Source organism: Propioniciclava sinopodophylli (assembly GCF_004324755.1).
Lineage (GTDB): Bacteria > Actinomycetota > Actinomycetes > Propionibacteriales > Propionibacteriaceae > Propioniciclava > Propioniciclava sinopodophylli.
The window spans coordinates 133,433-157,937 of sequence record NZ_SDMQ01000009.1 but is presented as its reverse complement, the minus strand read 5'-3'; the positions used below and the strand labels follow the sequence as shown (position 1 = coordinate 157,937).

Sequence of the window (24,505 nt, the reverse complement as noted above, 5' to 3'; positions counted from 1 at the left end):
ATAGCCAACCAAACACCCCCGAAAGAGCAATCCAGCTGGCCACTGGCATTGACCTAAGCACGCTGTTGAGTTCTCAAACTTCCGACACACACCACACAAACCGCCCAATTCCTTGAAGCGATCCCCGCGGGGCACTCGATCTACTTTAGGGAGTTCGTCCTGCCGAGTCAAATCGGCGGTTCTTGCCCCCTCGACTCCAGTCGCCGATGTCGCCCAGTTCACTGGGTTCGTCATCGAGTAGGAATCGGCCTCCGTGTCGGCTCGAGTGACTCGTTCCGTCCCCCGAAGGCTTGGTAAACATTACGCGCCTTTGCCAGGGAGGTCAAATCGGGGTGGCGGCCACGGCGTCCGGCCTTGTCAGAGTGACCTCAGGCGCCGTCTCGGGCAACAGCGAGGGCCCCCGTCCAACCGGACGGGGGCCCTTGGTGCTGTGCCGGTACGGCTCAGGCCTCAGGGGTGCTGGGCTTGAGACGCGCCGTGTCCACGGGGACGCCGGGACCCATCGTCGAGGCGATGGTGATCTTCCTCAGGTACTTGCCCTTGGCCGCGGACGGCTTGAGGCGCATGACCTCGTCGAGGGCGGAGAAGTAGTTCTCCGCCAGCTTGGCCTCGTCGAAAGACGCCTTGCCCACGATGAAGTGGAGGTTGGCGTGGCGGTCGACGCGGAACTCGATCTTGCCGCCCTTGATGTCGGTGACGGCCTTGGCCACGTCCATCGTGACGGTGCCCGTCTTCGGGTTCGGCATGAGACCACGCGGACCCAGGACGCGGCCGAGCTTGCCGACCTTGCCCATCAGGTCCGGGGTGGCGACGACGGCGTCGAAGTCGAGGTAGCCGCCGGCCACCTTCTCGATCAGCTCGTCGGCGCCGACCTCGTCGGCACCTGCCTCGGTGGCCGCGGCGGCCTTCTCACCGGTGGCGAAGACGAGGACCCGTGCCGTCTTGCCAGTGCCGTTGGGGAGGTTCACCGTGCCACGGACCATCTGGTCCGCCTTGCGGGGATCGACGCCGAGGCGCATGGCGACCTCGATCGTCTCGTCGAACTTGGCGGACGCACCGGCCTTGGCCAGGGCGAGCGCCTCCTCCGGGGTGTAGAGCTGCGCCGCGTCGATGGTCTCGGCTGCTGCGCGGTAAGCCTTGCTGCGCTTCATGTCTGGTTCCTTTCATCCAGCCCGGGGGCTGTTACCAGGTGTGGTGTGGGCCGCGCCGGCCCTGCCACGTGGGGAGGGGATCAGCCCTCGACGGTCACGCCCATGGAACGAGCGGTGCCCTCGACGATCTTCATCGCGGCGTCCACATCGTTGGCGTTGAGGTCGGGGAGCTTGGTGGTGGCGATCTCGCGGACCTGGTCCTTGGTGATCTTGCCGACCTTCTCCTTGTTCGGCTTGGCCGAACCCGACTTGAGGCCGGCGGCCTTCTTGATCAGCTCGGCGGCCGGCGGCGTCTTCGTGATGAAGGTGAACGTCCGGTCCTCGTAGATCGTGATCTCGACGGGGATGACGTTGCCGCGCATGGATTCGGTCTGGGCGTTGTACGCCTTGCAGAACTCCATGATGTTGACGCCGTGCGGACCGAGGGCGGTACCGACCGGAGGGGCAGGGGTAGCCGCGCCCGCGTTCAAGGCAACCTTGACGAGAGCCGCCACCTTCTTCTTGGGAGGCATGTTGGGTCCTTGCTACTTGGTGGCACGGCCGGGACGCCGCACCGTGGTGGTGTTGCTGACCCCAAGGGTTCGGGGCCGGTGCGAACCGATCGCTCAGACGTCCTTCTGGACCTGGGCGAAGGTGAGGTCCACGGGGGTCTCCCGCCCCAGGATCTCGACCAGGGCCTTGAGCCGCTGGTGGTTCGCATTGATCTCGGTGATGGTGGCATGCACGCCCGAGAAGGGGCCTTGCACGACCATGACGGAGTCGCCCACCTTGAAGTCGGCGACCTCGACCTTGCGCTTCTTGGGCGTGGCCGGGCCGGACGCCTCGGCGTTCGCCTTGGCGATGGCGGCGGGCGCCAGCATCTTGGTGACCTCGTCCAGCGACAGCGGGACGGGGTGGCTCGCGTGGGCGACGAAGCCCGTGACGGACGGCGTCTGGCGCACGGCCGACCACGAGGCGTCCGTCAGCTCCATGCGGACCAGCACGTAGCCGGGCAGGACGGTGCGGGTGACGGTCTTGCGCGTCCCCTGGCGGGTCTCGACGACCTCCTCGGTCGGCACGACGGACTCGAAGATGAAGTCCTCCATGCCGAGCGTGGTGATGCGCGCGTCCAGGTTCTGCTTCACACGGTTCTCCATGCCGGAGTACGTGTGGATGACGTACCAGTCGCCGAACTGGGAGGCGAGCTTCTCGCGCAGAGCCGCGACCACGGCCTCGTCGTCGGCGTCGCCCGACTCGTCGTCAGCCTCCGCCTCGTCCTCGTCGTCGTCGCCCAGGTTGAGGACGATCTCGTCGTCCGCCTCGTTGTCGTCACCGAAGTCGAGGTTGAGCTCGACGTCCTCGGCCGTGACGTCCGCCGGCCCGAGGTCGATCTCGACCTCGTCCAGGGTCACGTCGTCGTTCACGTCGTCAGCCATTGCCTTGTGTCTACCTTCCGTTGCTTCAGTTTCAGCCGAACAGCTTCAGCAGCAGCCAGCCGAAACCGAGGTCGAGCAGACCGACGTACGCGATGACGATCAACACGAACACGAGCACGGCCCAGAAGTACTGCTGGACCTGGCTCCACGTCGGCCAGACGACCTTCTTGAGCTCCTCAACCGATTCGCCCACGAACTGGACCGGACCGGTCGGCCGTGCGGCGACGGCCTGGGCCCCACCCCGCTTGCGGGCCCGGGTGGCCGTGCCCTTCGCCATCGTCGCCCCGACCTCGGCTGTCCGGCGGACCGGACGCGAGCTGCGGGCGCGCTGGGCGACGGTCTCGGCCGCTGCCAGCTGGGCGGGGTCGTCCACCGCGACGGCGTCGCCCTCGGTCGGGGTCACCGGCGCCGTGGCGTCCAGTTCCTCGGCCTCGGTCTCGTCGGCCGACAGCAGGTAGGGCTCGGGCTCGACAAGATCCTCGCCGAGCAGTTCGCCCGGCAGGTCATCGCGGTCGTCAGGGGACGCCAAGGACTCGTTCGAGTCTTCGTTGGGTGCCACTGCACAAACCTCACATCTGCCGATCGTCGCCTTCCAGGCCCCGATGGACCCAGCAGGGCAAGAGGGACTCGAACCCCCAACCTGCGGTTTTGGAGACCGCTGCTCTGCCAATTGAGCTATTGCCCTTCAGTGACCCACCGTACCGAGCATGCCAAGGCATGCCCCAGTACTGGTTGGTTCCACCAAGGTCGAAAGTGTACGGGTTTTGGCCCCGGACGTCGAACCGACCCTTCGACAAGCTCAGGGAACCGGGTGGGCTCAGGGAGCGGGGTCCAGCTCCACGCCCACGAACACCGGCTCGGGCACCAACGTGACGCCGAACCGCTCCCGGACGCCGTCGCGCACCTCCCGCGCCAGCGCCACGATGTCGGCCGCCGTCGCTCCCCCGCGGTTGGTCAGCGCCAGCGTGTGTTTGCTGGACAGGGTGGCCGGGGGCGTCCCGTGGCCCTTGGCGAAGCCGGCGTGCTCGATGAGCCACGCCGCGCTGGACTTGACCCGGCCATCCTCGGTCGGGAACCGCGGGGCATCCTGCGGCAGCAGGGCGGCGACCTCGGCGTCCACGATCGGGTTGGTGAAGAACGAGCCGGCACTCCAGGTGTCGTGGTCGTCGGCGTCCAGCACCATGCCCTTGCCTCGGCGCAGCGCGAGCACGGTGTCCCGGACGTCGACCAGCGGGGCGCGCCCGCCCGCCTCGACCTCGAGTCGGCGGGCGAGCTCGCCGAATCGGATCGGGGCGCCGAGGGACCCCTGCAGGAACTGGAAGGTCACCGAGACCACCACGTAGCGGCCGGGTTCGGCCTTGAAGCGGCTGTGCCGGTAGGAGAAGTCGCAGTCGGCGTTGGCGAAGGTGCGGTAGGTGCGGTCACGGCGGTCCCAGGTGCGGACGCTCCAGATGGTCTGGGCGACCTCCTGCCCGTACGCGCCGACGTTCTGGATCGGGGTCGACCCCACCGCGCCCGGGATGCCCGACAGCGCCTCGACGCCGATGTAGCCCTGGGCAACGGTCCAGGCGACGAAGTCGTCCCAGTTCTCGCCGGCCTGCACCTCGACGAGGATGCCGCCGCAACTGGCCCCGTCGCCGGTCGGGCCCACGGCATCCGCGTCGATCTCGCAGAACGTGCCTCCGTCGGTGCTGACGCCGGACGTGGCGACGTGGACGACGACCCCGTCAAAGCCAGCGTCAGCGACGAGGACGTTCGAGCCGCCCGACAGCACGAGGACGGGCTCCCCCGCGGCGTCCGCGTCCGCGATGGCGGCGACCAGCGCCTCGGTGGTGGTGGCCTCGATCCAGCGCGCGGCCGGGCCGCCGACGCGCAGGGTGGTGTGGTCGGCGAGCAGCTCAGTCAACGCGCACCTCGGCGGTCGCGGACCCGAGCACCTTGGCCCCGTCACACAGCGCCTCGATGGACACGGTGGCCACCCCGTCGGAGACCCTGGTGACGCGGCCGTTGACCGTCACGACGGTGCCCACGCCGTCGTCGGGCACCGGCACCGGCCTGGTGAACCGGACGCCGTACGACACGACCTTGGCGGGGTCCCCCGCCCAGTCGGTGACGACGCGCAGCGCGCGCCCCATCGTGAGCATCCCGTGGGCCAGGACGCCGTCCAGCCCGATGGCGCGGGCGGCGTGGTCGGAGTGGTGGATCGGGTTGAAGTCGCCGGACGCCCCGGCGTAGCGCACCAGGTCGGTGCGGGTGAACGTGAGCTCCAGCGACGGGAGCTCGAGGCCGACCTCGACGCTCATGCGGACGCCTCCTCGGGCCAGGTGTGCACCAGGGTGGACGTGGACGTGCAGACGTGCTCGCCGGCCGTGGTGTCGACGCTGGCCGACACCGTGATGAAGGCGCTGTTGCCGCGGGCGCGGACCTTGTCGATGCTCAGGGTGGAGACCACCTCGTCGCCCGCGCGCAGGGGGCGGGCGTAGTCGAAGCGCTGATCGCCGTGGATGAGGCGCGACAGCTTGATGTCGAGTTCGGGGTCGGCGAACAGTCCGTCCCAGGCGGCGAGGGCGACCACGATCGCGAAGGTCGGCGGTGCGACGGCGTCCGGACCGCGGTAGGCGGGGCTGTCGTCGCCCAGGGCGTCCGCGAACTCGGCGATCTTGCCGGCGGTGACCGGATAGGGCGCCGTGGCCGGGTACGTCCGGCCCACGTGTGCGTCGGTGATCGGCATGGTCGCAGGCTACCGCCTGCGGATAGGGTCGCGCCGTGAGCCTGCGCCTGCTGTTCGTCTCGATGCACACCTCCCCCGCCTCCTCGCCGGGGGCGGGCGACGCGGGGGGCATGAACGTCGTCGAGCTGCACCAGGCGCAGGCCCTCGCGGAGCTCGGACACCAGGTGGACATCGCCACGCGGCGCTCCTCACCGGAGCAGGAGGACGTGACCGACCTGGGCGGGGGCGTCCGCCTGCTGCACGTGGACGGCGGCCCGGCCAGCGACCTGGCCAAGAGCGCCATCGACGCCCACATCGGCCAGTTCAGCGCCGGGTTGGCGCGGCTGGAGCCGTACGACCTCGTGCAGTCCCATCACTGGATGAGCGGGGTGGCCGCGCTGCCCGTCGCCCGCCGGTGGGGCGTCGCGCACGTCCAGAGCTACCACTCGGTCGCCGCCCACCCGGGCTCGCCGCTGTCGGAGGGCGAGCCGCCCGAGTCGGACGCCCGGGTCGCGGGCGAGGCGCTGATCGCGCGCGAGTCGGACGCCATCATCGCCGTGTCGACCGCGGAGGCGCGGACGATCGTCGAGCGGTGCGGCGCGGACCCGGCGCGGGTCGGTGTGATCCCGCCCGGCGTGGACCTGAGGACGTTTCGCCCCGCCTCGGCGTCCGAACGGCGTCCGGCCTGCCCGTGGTGCGGGTCGCGGGCCGGCTACGTGCTCATGGCGGCCCGACTGCAGCCGCTCAAGGGCGGCGACCTCGCGATCCGCGCGATGGCCGAGCTCCCGGCGTCCGTCCGACCCGACCTGGTCATCGCCGGGGACGTCAGCCACGACTTCGCCGACTACCGCGACGAGGTGGAGGCCCTCATCGACACCCTCGGCATCCGGAGCCACGTGCACTTCGTGGGCGCTCAGTCGCGCGAGCAGCTGGCCGCGCTGATGCGGCACAGCCAGGCGCTGCTGGTGCCGTCACACTCGGAGACGTTCGGGCTCGTCGCCCTGGAGGGGGCGGCGTCCGGGGTGCCTGTGCTGGCGTCCTCCACTGGGGGGCTGCGCGAGGTCGTCGTGCACGAGGAGACCGGCTACCTCTTGCCCGACCGCGACCCGGCGCGCTGGGGGCGACACCTGTCCGGCCTGCTGGCCAACGAGCCGCTGCGCGCGCGCATGGGGGTCATCGCCCGCGTGCACGCCCGCCGGTTCGCGTGGCACGACATCGGCGTCCGCCTCGGGGACGCCTACGAGCGCATCGCGGCGGCCCACCGGGCCTGAGGACGCGAACGGGCCGCCCCAGCAGGGACGGCCCGTTCATCGCAGTGGGGTCAGCGGGTCTCGCGGTGCGCCGTGTGCGTCTTGCACTTGAAGCAGAACTTCTTCAGCTCCAGGCGGTCGGGATCGTTCCGCTTGTTCTTCTTGGTGATGTAGTTGCGCTCCTTGCACTCGGTGCAGGCAAGCGTGATCTTCGGGCGGATGTCGCCGGACTTCTTGGCCATGACAGCCCTCCTTGAACTCGTGTGGTCGAACGATCGGTAGCGGAGACGGGACTTGAACCCGTGACACAGCGATTATGAGCCGCTTGCTCTACCACCTGAGCTACCCCGCCGCAGCCGCCGGCGAACCGGCGACCAGAGCCCCCATGCGGATTTGAACCGCAGACCTCGTCCTTACCAAGGACGCGCTCTGCCAACTGAGCTACAGGGGCAAGACAGCGTCGTACAACCTACAGGACGCGGGGGGTGATTCCCAAATCGATCGACGCCGCTCCGGCCACCGGTGCCGCACCCCTTGGCGAGGGGCGCGACGTGGACCGGAAACCGAACGACCCGGCCTGAGCCGGGTCGTGGTGGCAGGTGTAGGGTTCGAACCTACGTAGGCATTGCCGACGGTTTTACAGACCGCTCCCTTTGGCCGCTCGGGCAACCTGCCGTGCTGATCGCTCAGCGGGTAGCTACTCTAGCAAGCCCTGTGGCCGACGGACCAAATCGAGAGGTGAAGCATGGCATCCGACAGCTCGTTCGACGTCGTCAGCAAGTACGACGCCCAGGAGGTCGAGAACGCGATCAACATGGCGGCCAAGGAGGTCGGGCAGCGCTTCGACTTCAAGGGCACCGACTCGTCGATCCGCAAGTCCGGGGAGCTGATCGAGATCGAGTCCAGCGGCGAGGAGCGGGCCAAGGCGGTCCTCGACGTGTTCCAGGGCAAGCTCATCAAGCGCGGCATCTCGCTGAAGGCGCTGGACGCCGGCGAGCCACGGCTGTCCGGGAAGATGTGGAAGATCACGTCGTCGATGAAGTCGGGCATCTCACAGGAGAACGCCAAGAAGCTGGCCAAGCTCATCCGCGACGAGGGCCCCAAGGGCGTCAAGACGCAGATCCAGGGCGACGAGATGCGCGTCTCCAGCAAGTCGCGCGACGACCTGCAAGCCGTCCAGCACCTCATCAAGGAAGCCGACCACGACTTCGCGGTGCAGTTCACCAACTACCGCTGACGTGCGCACCCCCACCCTCCTGCTCGCGGCGCTGGCCGTCGCGCTGACCGGCTGCGCCGGTCCCACCCGGACTCCCTCGACCCCTCCCCCGGCGCCCGGCGCTCCGGTGGCGACGCTGCCGGTCGGGATCACGCCGTCGATGACCACGTGGGACTCGACCGTCGAGCTTCCCGGCGTGGGCGAGGCCCGGTTCACCCACGAAGGGGACGACGCGATCGTCACCCTCACCGCGGCAGTGGCCGGCGTCCGCATCGGGCTGGCGCGCGGGGCACGCATCGCCGACGACGTGGCGTTCGCCTGCAGCGCCCAGGTCGTCTCCGGGGCGTCTGCCGACGGCGCCGTCGGGGCGGGCCGCACCGCGGTGGTGAAGTACGAGAACTGCGCCAACGGCGACACCTTCGCCTGGAACTACATGGTCGACGGCGAGCGGACGCTGTCCATCGGGGTCGAGAACGGCTGATGGCGTTCGGCGGGTTCCCCGAGGCGGCGCTCACGTTCTACGACCGGCTCGAGCTGGAGAACACGCGCGAGTTCTGGGCGTCGGCCAAGGGCACCTACGAGGACGCCGTGCGCGCGCCCATGCAGGCGCTGGCCGACGACCTGGCCGCCGAGTTCGGCGCGGCCAAGATCTTCCGGCCCCACCGCGACGTCCGGTTCCGGGCGGACAAGTCGCCCTACAAGACCCACCAGGGCGCCTTCGTGCGGGTCGGCGAGGCGCTGGGCTACTACGTGCAGGTGTCGTCCTCGGGCGTGGAGGCCGGGGCCGGCTTCTACCGGGCCTCGCCCGAGCGGCTGGCAGCGTTTCGGTCGGCGGTGGCGGGCCCGGCCGGGGACGTGCTCGAGGGGCTGCTGCGGACGGCCGCGGCGTCCGGCCTGGAGTTGGGTGGGGACACCCTGAAGACCACGCCGCGGGGGTACGAGCGCGACCACCCCCGCATCGGGCTGCTGCGGCACAAGACCCTCACGCTCAGGCGCGACCACGGCTTCGCACCGGTGATCCACACCGGCGAACTGGTCGACCTGGTCCGCACGGACTGGCGCGCAGCGCGTCCGGTCGTGGAGTGGCTCGACGCCACGATGTCGTCCTGATCCGTCCGGGGCGTCTGGCAGGCTGGGGGCATGAGCCCGACCAGCGTGAACATCCCCCAGGCCGTGACCATGGGCGTCACCACCCTCGCGTGGTACGCGCTGCCGGACGCGGTGCGCTCCCGGCCCGCCCGCGCCGTCGTGAAGACCGGGCTGCTCGCCGCCGGTGGCACCGCCTGGGTGCTGCAGCGTCGCCCACGCTCCGGGCTGCAGTCCGGCCCCGACGTCTACGACGACGTGCTCGCCGCGGTGAACGCGGAGCCGGTGAAGGCCCTGGGTGTCGGCGGGGCGGTCGTCGCGCTCACCGTGGCCCTGTCCGTCGCCGGCGAGAAGGCCATCTTCGCCTTCGGCGAGCGGCGCCGCGCCCGGGGCGCCCGGTTCGCGCACGCGCTGCCCGCGCTCGGGCTCGGCGTGCTCGGCGCGGTGTCAGCGCTGCCGCTGCCGGGCGAGGGCCGGTCAGGGGTGCGGCCGGCTGAGGGTGGGTAGCCTGACGCGGTGCTCCGCGTCGCCTCCTACAACGTCAACGGCATCCGCGCCGCCCAGCGGCGGGGCTTCGAGTGCTGGCTGGAGCGCCGGCGTCCGGACGTGGTGGCGATCCAGGAGATGCGCTGCCCACCGGAGCTGGTGCCGGAAGGGGTGTTCGGTGACTATCACCACGCCTACCACCCGGGGAGCCTGCCGGGCCGCAACGGGGTCGCCGTGCTCTCGCGGGTCGCGCCGACGGCCGTGCGGCAGGGGTTCGGGAGCCGCGTGTTCGACCACGAGGGGCGCTACCTCGAGGTGGACCTGGACCTGCCCGGCCGCCCGCCACTGACGGTGGGGTCGCTGTACCTGACGAAGGGCTCGCCCAAGGTCGGCCCGGACGCCGACTTGGCCCGGTACCGGCGCAAGATGCGGTTCATGGCGTCGTTCCGGGCCTACCTGGTCGGGGCAAGGCGCACCGCCCGGCGCGAGGGGCGTCAGTTCCTCGTCATGGGCGACTTCAACGTCGCGCACGAGCGCTCCGACCTGAAGAACTGGCGCGGCGCAGGGCAGAAGGAGGGTTTCCTGCCCGAGGAGCGGGAGTGGTTCGGCTCGCTGCTGTCGGAGCGGACGCTGGTGGACGTCGTGCGGCGCCTGCACCCCAACGCCGAGGGCCCCTACTCCTGGTGGTCGTGGATGCCGGGCGCTTTCGAGCGCGACTCGGGCTGGCGGATCGACTACCACTTGGCCTCCCCCGGCCTGGCCCGCACCGCCGTGGCGGGCGGGACCGACCGCGAGGAATCGTCGGCCGAACGCGTCAGCGACCACGCCCCGGTGGTCGTCGACTACGCCTACTGAGGGGCTGTCGGCGTTCAAACCCGGGGCTCTCGGCGTTCAAACCCGGGGCTCTCGGCGTGCAAACCTGGGGCTCTCGCCGTGCAAACCTGGGGCTCTCGGCGTTCAAACCCGGGGCTCTCGGCGTTCAAACCCGGGGCTCTCGGCGGATCAGGGCTCGAAGCAGGCCAGGACCTCGTCGCGGGTGACGTCCTCGATGCGGGCGTGCTGCCAGGTGGGGTTGCGGTCCTTGTCGACCAGCTGCGCGCGGACGCCCTCGGCGAAGTCGGGGCGCGGGATCAGGTGGCGGGCCAGGACCATGTCCTGGGCGAGCACCTCGTCGACGCCGGACATCGCCTTCGCGCGGCGGATCGCCTCCAGCGTCGCGGCCACCGACAGCGGGCAGCGCTTGCGGAGGTCGGCGGCCGTGGCGCGGGCGTCCGGGTCGTCGTGGGCCTCGAGCGCCTGCACGATCGCGGCCGGGTCGTCGGAGGCGTAGCAGGCGTCGATCCAGCCCTGCCAGCCGGCCAGGACGGAGCCCGGGGCCTCCCCCTCGGTCTCGTCGACCTCGTCGGCCAGGCCGACGAGGACGGCGTCCGCGGCGTTGATCGGGTTTCCGGTGAGGGCGACGTGGGTGCCGAGCTGCCCGGGCGCCTGGGCGAGGTACCAGAGGATGCCGACGTCGGGGGTGAAGCCGATGATGGTCTCCGGCATGGCGAGCACGGAGTCGGGGTAGGCGATGCGGCGCGAGCCGTGCGCCGAGACGCCGAGGCCGCCGCCCATCGTGACGCCGCGCATGTGCGCGACGTAGGGCTTGGGGAAGGACTTGATGGCGGAGTTCATCGCGTACTCGACCTCGAAGAACTCCATGAAGTCGCCGCCGGCGAGCACGTGCTCGCGCAGGGCCCGCACGTCGGCGCCGGAGCACAGGCCGCGCTCTCCCGCCCCGGAGATCTCGACGCGCACCGTCGCACCATCGGAGGCCCAGTCGTCGAGGGCGGCGTGGATGCCGGACAGCATGCCGGGCGTGAGCGCGTTGATGGCGCGCGGCCGGTTGAGGACGAGGTGTCCCACGCCGTCGCGTGCCTCGACGATGAGTTCGGTGATGGTCATGCTGTCTCCTGTCGACCGGCTTGCGGGACGGTGGCGGCCTCGTGGGGCGAGCCCACGGGCACGGTGGAGTCGAGCCGGGCGCCCTCGGGCGCGCGGCGGCTGAAGCGGCGCAGCACCAGCCAGACGAGGGCCGCGGCCACCGCGGCGAGCGCCAGGGCGACGGCATCGTTGCGCCAGGCCAGGTTGCCAGCGCCGTAGACCAGCAGCACCGACGTCACGATCGCGGCGGTGCGCAACGTGCGAGCGCTGGTGCGGGCCAGGGGCAGGAAGACGGCGCCCCACAGCAGGTACCAGCTGTGCAGCGCGGGGCCGAAGATCGCGTACGCCAGGTAGGCCCAGGCCAAGAAGGTGATGGGCCGCGTCCGGAGGTAGCGCAGGCCGACGAACGCCATCAGGCCGAACGCCGCCACGAACGACACGGTCGTGGCGAAGGCGGGCGTGATGCGGGCGGCCTCGGCCAGGCCGAGCGCCTCGAAGGCTCGCTGCAGCGCCCAGCCGGCGAGGCTGAACGGGGCCATCGTGACGATCATGCCGGGGACGCCGACGGCCCCCAGCCAGCCGAACCCCAGCCCCGTGAGCATGGAGACGCCCGCGAACACCCCGAGAACGCCACCCAGCACCAGCAGCAGCCGGGGCAGGAACCGCAGCACGTCGCGTCCGTGCCACGACGCCCAGCCCGACCCGATCACCGCGATCGGCAGCGCCGCGAGCAGCGCCGGCTGCTTCACCGACATGGCCACGCCCACGGCCAGGATCGCCACCCAGAACCAACCCCGGTAGGCGCAGAAGATGGCCAGCACGACGAGGCCGAGCATGAGGGCGTCGTTGTGCGCGCCGCCGATCAGGTCGATGACCAGGAGGGGGTTGATGGTGGCGAACCACGCCGTCCGGCGGGGGTCGAGACCCATCTGGCGGGCGATCCGCGGCATCAGGTGCACGATCAGCCCGACCCCGACCAGGGCGGGAAGTCGTTGGGCCACCGCGGAGTAGTAAGGGTTGAGCCCGGCCAGGTCGACCAGCCCGTGCGAGATCGTGAGCGACAACGGTCCGTACGGCGCCGGCGTGTAGCGCCACAGCCAGGCGACCTGGTCGGCGAACGTGCCGGGCAGGACGGACGGCGAGACCTCGTACGGGTTCAGGCCGTTGTGCAGCAGCCAACCGTGCGCGGCGTAGCTGTAGGCGTCATGGCTGAAGATCGGCGGGGCCACCAGCAGAGGGAGCGCCCACCAGGCCAGCACCGCCCAGTGCTTGACGTCGCGGTACACGGCGGGGCGCAGGCGGTACCAGGCGATCAGCAGCAGGGCGACCGCGCCGATGATCATGACGGTGGCCAGCGCGCGGGCCAGCCACGAGTCCAGGCCCAGCTCCCGCATGAGGGGCCAGTAGGGGGACGCCTGCGGCAGGTAGGCCGGCGACAGCGAGCCCAGCGCCAGCAGCGCCGAACCGAGGAGGCCGAGCTGCACCGGGCGCAGCCGGATCGCGGCGAGCAGGTCTGCCCACCGCGCGGCCAGCGGTCCACCCACAGCGCGGAACACTGCCGCCTCCCCTCGAGGTTGGTGTGTGCGGGCCGGGCGGGTGCGCGGGCCCCATCGAGCCCCCAGCCTAGTGGTGGCGCCCTCTGTGGCAGTCTTGCTCCGTGCGGTACTACGACTGGTTCTCCGACGGCTCGCTCGTCGTGGGCGCCATCGGGCTGGCCTGCTGCGTCGTGGAGACCGAAGCCGCCACCGCCGGACGCCCCGAGCTGACGGGGGTGCCGGACGGTGCGCGCGTTGTCCTGGCCGTCGCCGGCACCGTGACGGACGCCGTCGCCCCCCTCGTCGCCGCCACCGTCGCGGCGCACCCGGGGGCGTCCGTGGTGTCCTTCGGGGCCTGCGCGAGCGCCGGCGGCCCGTACTGGGACTCCCCCGTCGTCACCAAGGGCGTCGACCAGCTGGTGCCCGTCGACCACTACCTGCCCGGGTGCCCGCCCACCCCGGCCGCGCTGGCTGCCCTGCTGGAGCAGGAGTACCGCCATGGCTGATGAGGTGCGTCGTGTCGAGGCCGACGGCTGGCACGACGCCGTGGCCGCGGCGGTGGCGTCCGGCCTGGCCTGGTTCGACTGGCTGGGCGGCGTGGACGAGATCGGCCGCGCCGACGCGATCCGCGTCACGATCCGCCTGGCCGCCTCCCCCGACGCCGACGGCGTCCGGCTGGAGACGCTGGTGCCGCGCGACGGTAGCGCGCTGGCGTCCGTCGCGGACGTGGTGACCGGGGCGGCTTGGCACGAGCGGGAGGTGCGTGACTTCTTCGGCGTCGGGTTCACCGGCGGCGACGAGCGCCCCCTGCTGCTGCGGGAGGGCGCCGTGGGCCACCCCCTGCGCAGGGACGCCGTGCTCGCCGCCCGGGTGGTCCGGCCGTGGCCGGGCGCGAAGGAGCCGGGCGAGACCGTCGCGGCCGGACGCCGGCGCATGGTGCCCCCGGGCGTCCCCAACCCGGACGTGTGGGGTGAGCGCGAGGGTGACCCCGCGAGCCCCGAGGAGGTCGCGGCGTCCGTGCAGGGCGGCCGGGTGCGGAGGCGGCGATGACCGGGCACCGCTCGATCCGGCTCGTCTACGAGAACTGCACCTCCTGCATGATCTGCGTGCGTGAGTGCCCCGCGTGGTGCATCGCCCTGTCGAGCCACTCCGAGCCGATCCCGGGATCGCCGCCGGGTCCGCGGCAGCGCACCCACAACATCCTCGACGCGTTCTCGATCGACTGGTCGCTGTGCCTGTACTGCGGCATCTGCGTCGAAGAATGCCCTTTCGACGCCCTGGCCTGGAGCGACGAGCTGCCCGCACCCGCGGCGTCCGCGTCGGGGCTGGTGGAGGAGCTCACCTGACGTGTGGCCCACATCGTGGGACAACATTTTTCGATTGATGGAGGGATCGGCTAACGTTCCTGACGTGACGATCTGGACCGAACCGAACCTCGTGGGCCGCGCCCACGTGGACTTCGCGCGCGTCCGTTCCTCGCAGTGTTGTTGCGGCTGCTGACGCGCCCGCCTCTCCTGACCGCCGGGCCGCGTTGCCCGGACTCGCCTTTCTTCTGCCACGGGCAGGTTGACGCCTGTGCGTACGTCCGGTCAGCGGGGCCTCAACCCGAGGAACCCCACCATGAGCACCAACACCACTCCCCACTCCGCTGCGCTACCCGGGGCGAAGGTCCGCCCGCCCCGTGAGGGCCGCAGCAACGGCCAATGGCTCGTCGACGGCCACGACCCCCTCAACCCGAACGAGGTGTTCAAGGCAGCCGACAACGGGCTGAACGTGCGCGAACGCATCGAGACGATCTACGCCCGCGAGGGCTTTGCCTCCATCCCCGACGATGACCTGCACGGCCGCATGCGCTGGTGGGGCCTGTACACCCAGCGCAAGCAGGGCATCGACGGCGGCCGCACCGGAACCCTGTCGGCCGATGAGCTGTCCGATGAGTACTTCATGCTGCGGGTGCGCATCGACGGCGGCGCGCTCACGCTCGACCAGTTGCGGGTCGTGGCCCAGATCAGCGTCGACTTCGCGCGCAACACCGCCGACATCTCCGACCGACAGAACATCCAGTACCACTGGATCCGGGTCGAGGATGTCCCCGAGATCTGGCGGCGCCTGGAGTCGGTCGGGTTGCAGACAACGACCGCGTGCGGCGACACCCCGCGCGTGATCCTGGGCTCGCCGGTGGCCGGCATCGCCGCCGAGGAGATCATCGACCCGACGCCCGCCATCGCCGAGATCGTCGAGCGGTTCATCGGTGACCCCGAGCTGACCAACCTCCCGCGCAAGTTCAAGTCGGCGATCACCGGGCACCCCAGCCTCGATGTGGTGCACGAGATCAACGACGTCTCCCTGGTCGGCGTGGTCCACCCCGAGTTCGGGCCCGGTTACGACCTGTGGGTGGGCGGCGGGCTGTCGACCGCCCCGCGCCTGGCCGAGCGGCTGGGCGTGTGGGTCGCCCCCGACAAGGCCGCCGACGCATGGCACGGCGTGGTGCGGATCTTCCGGGACTACGGCTACCGCCGCTTGCGCAACAAGGCCCGGCTGAAGTTCCTGCTGGCCGAGTGGGGGCCGGAGAAGTTCCGCCACGTGCTCGAGACCGAGTACCTCGGGTACGCCCTGCCCGACGGCCCGGCCGCCGAGGCCTCGGGTGGGACCGCCGACCACGTGGGCGTCCACGAGCAGAAGGACGGACGCCGCTACGTCGGCCTGGCTCCCGTCGTGGGCCGCTCGTCGGGCACCACCCTGCTCGCGCTTGCCGACGCGGCCGAGGCGGCAGGTTCGGGCCGCATCGCGTTCACCCCGCACCAGAAGGTCGTCGTGCTCGACGTCGACCCCGGGCGTGTGGACGCCTTCGTCGCCGCCACCGAGGTACTCGGCCTGACCGCCAACCCCGGCGCATTCCGACGCAACACGATGGCCTGCACCGGCATCGAGTTCTGCAAGCTCGCCTTCGTCGACACCAAGGACACCGCCACCGCGGCCGTCGAGGTGCTCGACAACCGGCTGGCCGACCTCGGGCTCGACGTGCCGATCACGCTCAACGTGAACGGCTGCCCCAACAGTTGCGCGCGCATCCAGACCGCCGACATCGGGCTGAAGGGCCAGATCGCCAAGTCCCCTGAGGGTGCCGACGAGTTCGCGTTCCAGGTGCACCTGGGCGGCGGGCTGGCCTCGGCCGACCGCGAGGAGGCCGGCCTGGGCCGCACCCTGCGCGGGCTGAAGATCACCGCCGAGGAGATGCCGAACTACGTCGAGCGCGTCACCCGCCGGTTCGCCGCCGAGCGCGGGCCAGGCGAATCGTTCGCCACGTGGGCCCACCGCGCCGACGAGGAGGCCCTGCGATGAGCCTCGACGTGGCTGGCCTCGGGGTGGTGCCCGCTCCCCACGGGCCCGGCCGCCGACGCTCGGCCGCCGAACTGGAGTCCCTGGCCCACGAGGCGTCCGTGCGGTTCGCTGACGCGAGCGCTGAGGAGGTGTTGGCGTGGGCGTCCGAGACGTTCGGTGACTGCTTGGTCGTGGCCTGCTCGATGGCCGGCGACACGGTGGTCCCCCACCTGGCGGCCCGCCACCGGCCCGGTGTGGACGTGCTGTTCCTGCAGACCGGCTACCACTTCCCCGAGACGATCGGCACCCGAGACGCCCTCGAGGCCACCACCGACGTCACCATCGTCGACGTGTGGCCGGTGCAGACCGTGGCCCAGCAGGACGCGACCTTCGGCGAACAGCTGCACGACCGCGACCCCCGCCAGTGCTGCGGGCTGCGCAAGGTCGAGCCGATCAACCGCGAGCTGGCCAGCTACGAGGCCTGGGTGACCGGGCTGCGCCGCGAGGACTCCCCGCTGCGTGCCGACACTCCTCTCGTGGAGTGGGACACCGCGCACCAGATGGTCAAGATCAACCCGATCGCCGCCTGGACCTTCGACGAGCAGGTCGCCTACGCCGGCACCCACGGCGTCCCCATCAACCTGTTGCTGACCGAGGGCTACCCCTCGATCGGCTGCGCCCCCTGCACCCGCCCGGTCGCTCCCGGCGAGGACCCGCGCGCCGGTCGCTGGGCCGGCCTGGCCAAGACCGAGTGCGGCCTGCACGTCACGAAGACCCACCCCGAGGAGGACCAGTGAGCATCGACACCGACCCGACCCCCGCCGCTGACGCCCCCGCCCCGACCCGCCAGCTCAGCCACCTGCGTGAGCTGGAGTCCGAGGGCATCCACATCATCCGCGAGGCCGTCAGCGAGCTGGAGCGCCCCGTGCTGCTGTTCTCCGGCGGCAAGGACTCCGTCGTCATGTTGCACCTGGCACTCAAGGCGTTCTGGCCCGGACGCGTGCCCTTTCCGGTGATGCACGTCGACACCGGCCACAACTTCCCCGAGGTGATCGCCTACCGCGACCGCATCGTGGAGAAATACGGCCTGCGCCTGGTCGTCTCCTCGGTGCAGGACTACATCGACGACGGCCGGCTGCTCGAGCGCGCCGACGGCACGCGCAACCCGCTGCAGACCCAGCCCTTGTTGGACGCCATCGCCGAGCACCGCTTCGACGCCGTCTTCGGCGGCGGACGCCGGGACGAGGAGAAGGCCCGCGCCAAGGAACGTGTCGTCAGCCTGCGCGACGAGTTCGGCCAGTGGGACCCCCGCAACCAGCGCCCCGAGCTGTGGACGCTCTACAACCCGCGGCACCGGCCGGGCGAGCACGTGCGCGTGTTCCCGCTGTCGAACTGGACCGAGCTCGACGTGTGGCGCTACATCGAGGCCGAGGGCATCGAGTTGCCCGACCTCTACTACGCCCACGACCGCGAGGTCTTCGCTCGCGACGGCATGTGGCTGGCCACCGGCCCCGTCGTCGAACCGCGCGAGGGCGAGCGGGTCGAGACCCGCCGCGTCCGCTACCGCACGGTCGGCGACATGAGTTGCACCGGCGCCGTCGAATCCGACGCCGCCACCATCGCCGACGTCATCACCGAGGTCGCCGCCACCCGCATCACCGAACGCGGTGCCACTCGCGCCGATGACCGCCTCACCGAAGCGGCCATGGAGGATCGCAAGAAGGAAGGGTACTTCTGATGGCTTCAACAAGCTCAGCCACCACCGCGACAAGCCCAGCCACCCTGTTGCGCCTGGCCACCGCCGGCTCGGTCGACGACGGCAAGTCCACGCTCGTGGGGCGCCTGCTGTACGACTCCAAGTCGGTGCTGACCGACCAACTGGACGCCGTCGAGCGGGTCTCCCGCGCCAAGGGCCTGGGCCACGTCGACCTCGCGCTGCTCACCGACGGCCTGCGCGCCGAGCGGGAGCAGGGCATCACCATCGACGTCGCCTACCGCTACTTCGCCACGGCGAACCGGACGTTCATCCTCGCCGACTGCCCGGGCCACGTGCAGTACACGCGCAACACCGTCACCGGCAGTTCGACCGCCGACGTGCTCGTGCTGCTGGTCGACGCCCGCAACGGGGTGCAGGAGCAGACCCGCCGCCACCTCGCCGTGGGCCAACTGCTCCGCGTGCCGACGATCGTCGTCGCGGTGAACAAGATGGACCTCGTCGACTTCGACCAGGCCACCTTCAACCGGGTCTCCACCGAGGTGCGCGCCGTGGCCTCCGAGTTGGGCGCCGACGCCGTCCATACGATCCCGGTGTCCGCGCTGGAGGGCGACAACATCGTCGAGAGGTCGGACCGCACGCCGTGGTACGAGGGACCCTCCCTGCTGGAGTTTCTGGAAAACGCACCCGCGGGTACAGAGTTCGCCGACCTGCCCTTCCGGCTCCCTGTGCAGTTGTCGATCCGTCCCCAGGACGCCGCCCCTGAGTTCCGCGAGTACCGCGGCTACGCGGGCCAGGTCGCCACCGGCGTCGTCCGTGTGGGCGACCCCGTGGTCGTCCTCCCCGCCGGCCGTCGTACGACGGTCACGGCCATCGACACCGCGGACGGGCCCCTGACCGAGGCATTCGCCCCCCAGTCGGTGACCCTGCGGCTGGCCGACCCGATCGACACAACGCGCGGGGACCTGATCGCCGCGGCGTCCGATGCCCCTGAGCCCACCCAGGACCTCAGCGGGCTGGTCGCCTGGCTGGCGGAGAAGCCGCTCCGGGTCGGGGCGCGCGTGCTGGTCAAGCACGGGACGCGGACCGTCCAGGGGATCGTCCGTGAGATCACCGGGAGGCTGGACCTCGACGCGCTCGCACCCATCCCGACCGACACGCTGGAGCTGAACGACATCGGCCGGGTCACGTTGCGCCTGGCCGCGCCCGTGGCGCCCGACGACTACACGGTGTCGCGGCGGACGGGTTCGTTCCTGCTGATCGACCCCCAGACCGGGGGGACGCTCGCGGCGGGCATGGTGCGCGGCTTCGGGGCCTTCGACGAGGCCGCCGAGCAGGCGGCCACCGTGAGTTGGTCCATCTGATGCAGAAGCTGCTGCTGCTGGCCGTCGTCGGGTTCGGCGCCCAACTCGTCGACGGCGCACTCGGCATGGGGTACGGCGTCACGTCCACGTCGCTGCTGCTGATCGCCGGGCTGTCCCCGGCGCTGGCATCAGCATCGGTGCACCTGGCCGAGCTGGGCACCAACGTGGCCTCGGGCGTCTCCCACTGGCGGCTGGGCAACGTCGACTGGCGGCTCGTCCTGCGCCTGGGCGTGCCCGGCGCGCTGGGCGCGTTCGCCGGCGCGACCTTCCTGTCGCACGTCTCGACCGCGCTGGCCAAGCCGCTCATGGCCGCGATCCTGGGCGGGCTGGGCATGTACATCCTGTTGCGCTACGCGTTCCGCCCGCCCGAAGTCGCCCAGGCCCGCCGCTCGCCGCACACCGCGCGCTTCCTCGTCCCGCTCGGCCTGGCCGGTGGGTTCGTGGACGCCACCGGTGGCGGCGGCTGGGGACCCGTCTCGACGACGTCGCTGCTCAGCGCCGGCAGGACGGCCCCGCGGACCGTGATCGGGTCGGTCGACACCTCCGAATTCCTGGTGTCCTTCGCCGCCTCGCTCGGCTTCGTGCTGAACCTGGGCCTGCTCGGCATCGACTGGGGCATCGTCGTGGCGCTCCTCGCCGGGGGGCTGCTGGCCGCCCCGCTGGCCGCGTGGCTCGTCTCCCGCATCCCCGCCCGCATCATGGGCGTGGCCGTCGGTGGCCTGATCATCATGACGAACCTGAAGGCCCTGTTCGACGCCACGCAGCTCACCGGCGAGCAGGTCACCGTCGGGTTCACCCTGTTCGCGGCGGTCTGGCTGGGCCTGACCGCCTGGACCGCCTGGCGGCACGAACGCAACCGTCGCCTCACCCTGGCCCTGCGCGAGGCCGCCGAGGCGGAGTGGTCGATTTGAGCCCCACCGACACCCTCGTGCTGGCCTGGCACGGCTCCCGCAACCCGGCCGGCAAGGCCCTCATCGCGCGGATCACAGCCCGTGTCGCCGACCTGCTCCCGGGCGTGAGGGTCCACACCGCGTGGGTCGACATCGAACCCGAGCTGCTGCCCGAGACGCTGGCTCGGGTGGGTTCCTGCACGGTCGTACCGTGCTTCCTGGCCAGCGGCTACCACGTGACCCACGACGTACCGCAGGCGGCGGCGTCCGTCACCCACGAGGTGCTTGTGACGCCGCATCTCGGTGGCTCCCTGCACCGCGCCCTGCTGGACCGCGTGGCCGAGGCCGGCGGGCCGGGCGACGCGGTGGTGCTGGCGGCGGCCGGGTCGAAGAGCGCCGCCGCCCTGGCCGAGGTGGACGCCGTGGCCTCCCTGCTGGCCGCCGCCCTGGGGGTGCCGGTCGAGGTGGGCAACATCTACCTGTCCGAGCCGTCGGTGGCGGATGCGGTGGCCCTTCGACAAGCTCAGGGAACCGACGTCCTGGTGCTGCCCTACACGCTGGCCCCGGGACTGTGGGGAGAGCGGATCGCCGGCCTCGGCGTCCGGGTGGCGGAACCCCTGGGTGATCACGCGGACGTGGCCGCCTCGATCACCGGGCGGTTCCTCTCTGCCACCCGGTTCGACCAACGACTACTGTTGACCCTTGAGTCTTCACCTGAGAAAGAAGTGCCGTGACTGACGTCCAAACACTCGACCGCGTCGTGATCCGGTTCGCCGGTGACTCCGGCGACGGCATGCAGCTCACCGGCGACCGGTTCACCTCCGACTCGGCGACCCTCGGCAACGACTTCGCGACGCTGCCGAACTTCCCCGCCGAGATCCGCGCGCCGCAGGGCACGATCGCGGGCGTGTCGAGCTTCCAGCTCCACTTCGCGAACGCCGACATCAAGACCCCCGGCGACAAGCCCGACGTACTGGTGGCGATGAACCCGGCCGCATTGAAGGCCAACCTCGCCGACCTCAAGCGTGGCGGCCTGATCATCGCCGACAGCAACGAGTTCACCAAGCGCAACCTGGCCAAGGTCGGGTACGCCACGAACCCGCTGGAGGACGGCTCGCTGGTCGACTACCAGCTGCACGCGATCGACCTGACCGCGCTGACGGTCACCTCCGTCGAGCAGTTCAAGCTCGGCCGAAAGGAGGCCAGCCGCGCCAAGAACATGTTCTCCCTGGGCCTGCTGACGTGGCTCTACACCCGCCCGGCCGAGAACACCTTGGAGTTCCTCGACAAGAAGTTCGGGCGCGACGCCAGCATCCGCGACTCGAACAAGGCGGCGTTCCTGGCCGGCCACGCGTACGGCGAGACCACCGAGACGTTCGCGGTGCGCTACGAGGTCGTCGCGGCCCCCGTGCCGCCGGGCACCTACCGCCAGATCACCGGCAACAAGGCGCTCGCGCTGGGCCTGATGGCCGGCGCGGCCAAGGCCAACCTGCCGCTGTTCCTGGGCGCCTACCCCATCACGCCGGCCTCCGACGTGCTGCACGAGCTCAGCCGCGCCAAGGACCACGGCGTCACCACCTTCCAGGCCGAGGACGAGATCGCCGCCGCCGGCGCCGCGCTCGGGGCGTCCTACGCCGGCCACCTCGGCGTGACCACCACGTCCGGCCCCGGCATGGCCCTGAAGTCGGAGACCATCTCGCTGGCCGTGATGCTGGAGCAGCCGCTCGTGGTGTGCGACATCCAGCGCGCCGGGCCCTCAACGGGCATGCCGACCAAGACCGAGCAGGCTGACCTGCTGCAGTCGCTGTACGGACGCCACGGTGAGGCCCCGCTGCCGGTGCTGGCCGCCCAGTCCCCCGCGGACTGCTTCGCGACCGCCGTCGAGGGCGTCCGCATCGCGCTGCGCTACCGCACCCCGGTGATCGTGCTGTCGGACGGCTACCTGGCCAACGGCGCCGAGCCGTGGCTCATCCCCGACCTGGCCTCGATGGACGCCATCGACCCGGCCTTCGCGACCGAACCGAACGGCCCGGACGGCACCTTCCTGCCCTACCTGCGCGACGACCGCCTCGCCCGCCCGCTGGCGATCCCCGGGACGCCCGGGCTGGAGCACCGCGTCGGCGGCATCGAGAAGGCCGACGGCACGGGCAACATCTCCTACGCGCCCGACAACCACGAGCGCATGATCGCCCTGCGGCAGGCCAAGGTGGACGGCATCGTCGCGGACATCCCCGACCTGGTCGTGGACGACCCCAGCGGCGAGGCATCCGTGCTGGTGCTCGGCTGGGGCTCGACGTGGGGCCCCATCTCGGCCGCCGCCAAGCGCGTCCGCGACGCCGGCCGCAACGTGGCCGTGACCCACATCCGCCACCTCAACCCGCTGCCGGCCAACACGGGCGACGTTCTGCGGGCCTACGATCGCGTGGTCGTGCCCGAGATGAACCTCGGCCAGCTCGCGATGATCCTGCGGGCCAAGTACCTGGTCGACGTCCAGTCGTACAGCCGCGTGCGGGGGTTGCCGATCAGCCCCGCCGAACTGGCACCCCATCTGGTCGACGTCATCGACGGAAAGGACGCCCGATGAGCTCCGGCCTCGCCGGCATCCCGCTGGCCCTCGAGCCGCTCAACCGCAAGGAGTTCGTCTCCGACCAGGAGGTGCGCTGGTGCCCCGGCTGCGGGGACTACGCCGTGCTGGCGGCCTTCCAGGGCCTCATGCCCGAGCTGGGCATCAAGCGCGAGAACACCGTGATCATCTCGGGCATCGGCTGCTCGTCGCGGTTCCCCTACTACGTGGACACCTACGGCATGCACTCGATCCACGGCCGTGCGCCGTCGATCGCGACCGGCGTGGCCATCGCGCGGCCCGACCTGGCCGTGTGGGTGATGACCGGCGACGGCGACGCGCTCTCCATCGGCGGCAACCACCTGATCCACGCGCTGCGCCGCAACGTGAACATCACGATCATGCTGTTCAACAACCGCATCTACGGTCTCACCAAGGGTCAGTTCTCCCCGACGTCGGAGGCTGGGAAGGTGACGAAGTCATCGCCCGCCGGGTCGGTGGACCACCCGTTCAACCCGGTGACGCTCGCGCTGGGCGCCGAGGCGTCCTTCGTGGCCCGCACGATCGATTCCGACCGCAAGCACCTGACCTCGGTGCTGCGGGCCGCGATCGAGCACCGCGGTGCGTCCCTGGTGGAGATCTACCAGAACTGCCCGATCTTCAACGACGACGCGTTCGCCGGCCTCAAGGAGGTCGACTCCCCTGCGGTGATCCCGCTGGTGCACGGCGAGCCGATCACGTTCGCTGGCGGCCAGCTCGGCGTCGTCCGCGGCGCCGACGGGCGCCTCGCGGTCAAGCCGGTCTCCGACGTGGCGGCGTCCGACCTGATCGTGCACGACGCGCAGGCCAAGGACGCCACCCTGGCGTTCGAGCTGTCCCAGCTCACCGACACCCAGGACCTGTCGGCGTCCCCGATCGGGGTCTTCCGTGACGTGGCGCGTCCGGTGTTCGACGACGAGGCCCGCAACCAGGTCTCGATGCCGGCCGACCGCGAGGCCGCCCTGCAGCGGCTGATCGCCGGTCCGGACACCTGGACGATCGTCTGATCACACCGGCGGGTGGGGCTGGCTCTCTCGGAGCCAGCCCCATCGCTGCATCCGGGCCAGGGTCGCGCCGACGCCGTCCTCGCCGCGGACGACCTCACCGACCTCCTGGGCGCGGCGTCGGCGTCCGTGGTGAGCAGGCGGATGAGCCGGCCCAGGCGTCCGACTGTGAGGCGGTGGACGCTGACCGGCTCCGGGCCGAGCCCCAACCGGTGCACCCGCCACGCGTGGTAGGGCTGGTCGACGCCGAACGGGACCATCGCCTGGGGCACGCCTGCCGCCAGCGCGGCGTGGGTCGTGCCGGCACCGCCGTGGTGGACGACGCCCGCCATCCTCGGGAACAGCCAGGCGTGGGGCGTGGGTGGGATCGCACAGACCTGGTCGTTGAGCTGTCCCGGGGTGTGACCCCGAAGGGTTGGCGTCACCACGCGCCGCCCGGACGCCTTCGCCGCGCGGACAATCACCTCGAGGTCGTCGTCCGTGGCGAACCCGGTGAAGGAGCCGTAGCCGACGTGGACCGGCGGCTCGCCCTGGAGCCAGTCGTCGAAGGCGGGGTCCGGTGCGAAGACGGACGCCGTGGGCGCCCACCAGCCCGTCTGGACGGCGTTCGCCGGCCAGTCGGGGGCCGGCGGGACGAGCACCGGACTGGCGGCCACGATCACGGGGTGGGCGTCGGCGTCCGCCGTGACGTCGGCGGTGGACCTCGGCCGTCAACGGGCCGCCCAGGGCGGTCGCGAGGCGCCACCCCGAAGACGGAACCGCGGCGGTCGTGACGCGCGGCATCCGTGTGAAGCTGCTGAAGAAGAACCGCGTCGCATCACGCTGACGCCGCACTCAA

General features: G+C 71.1%; 27 protein-coding genes, 4 tRNA genes and 1 pseudogene. 17 read left to right on the top strand and 15 right to left on the bottom strand.

Features of this window, described 5'->3' with window-relative positions:
* Nucleotides 1–443: 443 nt before the first annotated feature.
* The 8 genes from rplA to ET989_RS10275 form a co-directional block, all read right to left on the bottom strand.
* Nucleotides 444–1,151 (bottom strand): 50S ribosomal protein L1, encoded by a 708-nt coding sequence (gene rplA / locus ET989_RS10310; RefSeq protein ID WP_131168587.1) that lies wholly within the window; start codon nt 1,149–1,151, stop codon nt 444–446.
* Nucleotides 1,152–1,231: 80 nt separating this feature from the next.
* The gene (rplK, locus tag ET989_RS10305; protein WP_131168585.1) at nt 1,232–1,663 is read right to left on the bottom strand and encodes a 50S ribosomal protein L11; all 432 of its coding nucleotides are present in this window, start codon (nt 1,661–1,663) and stop codon (nt 1,232–1,234) included.
* A 93-nt stretch (nt 1,664–1,756) separates the two neighbouring features.
* A complete protein-coding gene (gene nusG, locus ET989_RS10300; RefSeq protein WP_131168582.1) occupies nt 1,757–2,566 on the bottom strand; it encodes a transcription termination/antitermination protein NusG in 810 nt (269 codons plus the stop codon).
* Nucleotides 2,567–2,597: 31 nt separating this feature from the next.
* Nucleotides 2,598–3,125 (bottom strand): preprotein translocase subunit SecE, encoded by a 528-nt coding sequence (gene secE, locus ET989_RS10295; protein WP_131168580.1) that lies wholly within the window; start codon nt 3,123–3,125, stop codon nt 2,598–2,600.
* Between the two features lie 53 nt (nt 3,126–3,178).
* Nucleotides 3,179–3,251 (bottom strand) — tRNA-Trp (locus ET989_RS10290).
* 132 nt (nt 3,252–3,383) lie between these two features.
* Complete coding sequence (locus tag ET989_RS10285) at nt 3,384–4,517, bottom strand: UDP-N-acetylmuramate dehydrogenase (RefSeq protein ID WP_206662307.1); 1,134 nt, start codon at nt 4,515–4,517, stop codon at nt 3,384–3,386.
* Nucleotides 4,465–4,869, bottom strand: coding sequence for a MaoC/PaaZ C-terminal domain-containing protein (locus tag ET989_RS10280; RefSeq protein WP_131168576.1), 405 nt, complete (start codon nt 4,867–4,869; stop codon nt 4,465–4,467). The genes ET989_RS10285 and ET989_RS10280 overlap by 53 nt, the downstream gene beginning before the upstream one ends.
* On the bottom strand, nt 4,866–5,297 hold the full coding sequence (locus tag ET989_RS10275; protein ID WP_131168574.1) for an FAS1-like dehydratase domain-containing protein: 432 nt from the start codon (nt 5,295–5,297) through the stop codon (nt 4,866–4,868). Before ET989_RS10275 ends, ET989_RS10280 begins: the two co-directional genes overlap by 4 nt.
* Before the next feature lie 35 nt (nt 5,298–5,332).
* Between ET989_RS10275 and ET989_RS10270 the strand changes: the two genes are divergently transcribed.
* Nucleotides 5,333–6,547 (top strand): glycosyltransferase, encoded by a 1,215-nt coding sequence (locus ET989_RS10270; RefSeq protein ID WP_206662306.1) that lies wholly within the window; start codon nt 5,333–5,335, stop codon nt 6,545–6,547.
* 50 nt (nt 6,548–6,597) lie between these two features.
* Here the strand turns inward: ET989_RS10270 and rpmG are convergent, their stop codons facing one another.
* From rpmG to ET989_RS10250, 4 genes are all read right to left on the bottom strand, one after another.
* Nucleotides 6,598–6,768 carry a 50S ribosomal protein L33 gene (gene rpmG, locus ET989_RS10265; protein ID WP_131168572.1) on the bottom strand — a complete coding sequence of 57 codons (171 nt, stop codon included), beginning with the start codon at nt 6,766–6,768 and terminating at the stop codon, nt 6,598–6,600.
* A gap of 37 nt (nt 6,769–6,805) precedes the next feature.
* Nucleotides 6,806–6,878, bottom strand: a tRNA-Met gene (locus ET989_RS10260).
* Nucleotides 6,879–6,904: 26 nt separating this feature from the next.
* Nucleotides 6,905–6,977: transfer RNA gene (locus ET989_RS10255), tRNA-Thr, on the bottom strand.
* 139 nt (nt 6,978–7,116) lie between these two features.
* Nucleotides 7,117–7,201 (bottom strand) — tRNA-Tyr (locus ET989_RS10250).
* 70 nt (nt 7,202–7,271) lie between these two features.
* Here ET989_RS10250 and ET989_RS10245 point away from each other — a divergent pair.
* Genes ET989_RS10245 through ET989_RS10225 form a run of 5 tightly spaced genes read left to right on the top strand, consistent with a single transcriptional unit; the run spans nt 7,272 to nt 10,169 of the window.
* The gene (locus ET989_RS10245; RefSeq protein ID WP_131168570.1) at nt 7,272–7,763 is read left to right on the top strand and encodes a YajQ family cyclic di-GMP-binding protein; all 492 of its coding nucleotides are present in this window, start codon (nt 7,272–7,274) and stop codon (nt 7,761–7,763) included.
* Between the two features lies 1 nt (nt 7,764).
* On the top strand, nt 7,765–8,223 hold the full coding sequence (locus tag ET989_RS10240) for a hypothetical protein (protein WP_131168568.1): 459 nt from the start codon (nt 7,765–7,767) through the stop codon (nt 8,221–8,223).
* Nucleotides 8,223–8,852: a DUF2461 domain-containing protein gene (locus ET989_RS10235; RefSeq protein ID WP_131168566.1), complete on the top strand. Its 630-nt coding sequence runs from the start codon at nt 8,223–8,225 to the stop codon at nt 8,850–8,852. Before ET989_RS10240 ends, ET989_RS10235 begins: the two co-directional genes overlap by 1 nt.
* A 30-nt stretch (nt 8,853–8,882) precedes the next feature.
* Entirely contained in the window at nt 8,883–9,335 is a 453-nt protein-coding gene (locus ET989_RS10230; protein WP_131168564.1) for a peptidase S9, read from the top strand.
* Between the two features lie 9 nt (nt 9,336–9,344).
* Entirely contained in the window at nt 9,345–10,169 is an 825-nt protein-coding gene (locus ET989_RS10225) for an exodeoxyribonuclease III (RefSeq protein ID WP_131168562.1), read from the top strand.
* A gap of 147 nt (nt 10,170–10,316) precedes the next feature.
* Here ET989_RS10225 and ET989_RS10220 read toward each other — a convergent pair whose 3' ends face one another.
* On the bottom strand, nt 10,317–11,258 hold the full coding sequence (locus ET989_RS10220) for an enoyl-CoA hydratase/isomerase family protein (protein ID WP_131168560.1): 942 nt from the start codon (nt 11,256–11,258) through the stop codon (nt 10,317–10,319).
* Complete coding sequence (gene mptB, locus ET989_RS10215; RefSeq protein ID WP_131168558.1) at nt 11,255–12,793, bottom strand: polyprenol phosphomannose-dependent alpha 1,6 mannosyltransferase MptB; 1,539 nt, start codon at nt 12,791–12,793, stop codon at nt 11,255–11,257. Before mptB ends, ET989_RS10220 begins: the two co-directional genes overlap by 4 nt.
* A 101-nt stretch (nt 12,794–12,894) precedes the next feature.
* Between mptB and ET989_RS10210 the strand changes: the two genes are divergently transcribed.
* From ET989_RS10210 to ET989_RS10160, 11 genes are all read left to right on the top strand, one after another.
* A complete protein-coding gene (locus ET989_RS10210) occupies nt 12,895–13,278 on the top strand; it encodes an NADH-quinone oxidoreductase subunit B (protein WP_131168556.1) in 384 nt (127 codons plus the stop codon).
* Nucleotides 13,271–13,822: an NADH-quinone oxidoreductase subunit C gene (locus ET989_RS10205; protein WP_131168554.1), complete on the top strand. Its 552-nt coding sequence runs from the start codon at nt 13,271–13,273 to the stop codon at nt 13,820–13,822. Before ET989_RS10210 ends, ET989_RS10205 begins: the two co-directional genes overlap by 8 nt.
* On the top strand, nt 13,819–14,118 hold the full coding sequence (locus tag ET989_RS10200) for an NADH-quinone oxidoreductase subunit I (protein ID WP_131168552.1): 300 nt from the start codon (nt 13,819–13,821) through the stop codon (nt 14,116–14,118). Before ET989_RS10205 ends, ET989_RS10200 begins: the two co-directional genes overlap by 4 nt.
* A gap of 274 nt (nt 14,119–14,392) precedes the next feature.
* Nucleotides 14,393–16,114 carry a nitrite/sulfite reductase gene (locus ET989_RS10195; protein ID WP_131168551.1) on the top strand — a complete coding sequence of 574 codons (1,722 nt, stop codon included), beginning with the start codon at nt 14,393–14,395 and terminating at the stop codon, nt 16,112–16,114.
* On the top strand, nt 16,111–16,890 hold the full coding sequence (locus ET989_RS10190) for a phosphoadenylyl-sulfate reductase (protein WP_131168549.1): 780 nt from the start codon (nt 16,111–16,113) through the stop codon (nt 16,888–16,890). Before ET989_RS10195 ends, ET989_RS10190 begins: the two co-directional genes overlap by 4 nt.
* Before the next feature lie 2 nt (nt 16,891–16,892).
* On the top strand, nt 16,893–17,831 hold the full coding sequence (cysD, locus tag ET989_RS10185) for a sulfate adenylyltransferase subunit CysD (RefSeq protein ID WP_206662309.1): 939 nt from the start codon (nt 16,893–16,895) through the stop codon (nt 17,829–17,831).
* Complete coding sequence (locus tag ET989_RS10180) at nt 17,831–19,171, top strand: sulfate adenylyltransferase subunit 1 (protein WP_131168545.1); 1,341 nt, start codon at nt 17,831–17,833, stop codon at nt 19,169–19,171. The genes cysD and ET989_RS10180 overlap by 1 nt, the downstream gene beginning before the upstream one ends.
* Nucleotides 19,171–20,082, top strand: coding sequence for a sulfite exporter TauE/SafE family protein (locus ET989_RS10175; RefSeq protein WP_131168543.1), 912 nt, complete (start codon nt 19,171–19,173; stop codon nt 20,080–20,082). Before ET989_RS10180 ends, ET989_RS10175 begins: the two co-directional genes overlap by 1 nt.
* Nucleotides 20,079–20,795: a sirohydrochlorin chelatase gene (locus tag ET989_RS10170; protein WP_165490122.1), complete on the top strand. Its 717-nt coding sequence runs from the start codon at nt 20,079–20,081 to the stop codon at nt 20,793–20,795. The genes ET989_RS10175 and ET989_RS10170 overlap by 4 nt, the downstream gene beginning before the upstream one ends.
* Nucleotides 20,792–22,645, top strand: a complete 1,854-nt coding sequence (locus ET989_RS10165; protein ID WP_131168539.1) for a 2-oxoacid:acceptor oxidoreductase subunit alpha — start codon at nt 20,792–20,794, stop codon at nt 22,643–22,645. The genes ET989_RS10170 and ET989_RS10165 overlap by 4 nt, the downstream gene beginning before the upstream one ends.
* The gene (locus ET989_RS10160) at nt 22,642–23,670 is read left to right on the top strand and encodes a 2-oxoacid:ferredoxin oxidoreductase subunit beta (protein WP_131168537.1); all 1,029 of its coding nucleotides are present in this window, start codon (nt 22,642–22,644) and stop codon (nt 23,668–23,670) included. Before ET989_RS10165 ends, ET989_RS10160 begins: the two co-directional genes overlap by 4 nt.
* 65 nt (nt 23,671–23,735) lie before the next feature.
* Here the strand turns inward: ET989_RS10160 and ET989_RS15990 are convergent.
* Nucleotides 23,736–24,092 (bottom strand): annotated as a pseudogene (locus tag ET989_RS15990) (glycosyltransferase); the annotation flags it as partial.
* Nucleotides 24,093–24,505: the final 413 nt, after the last annotated feature.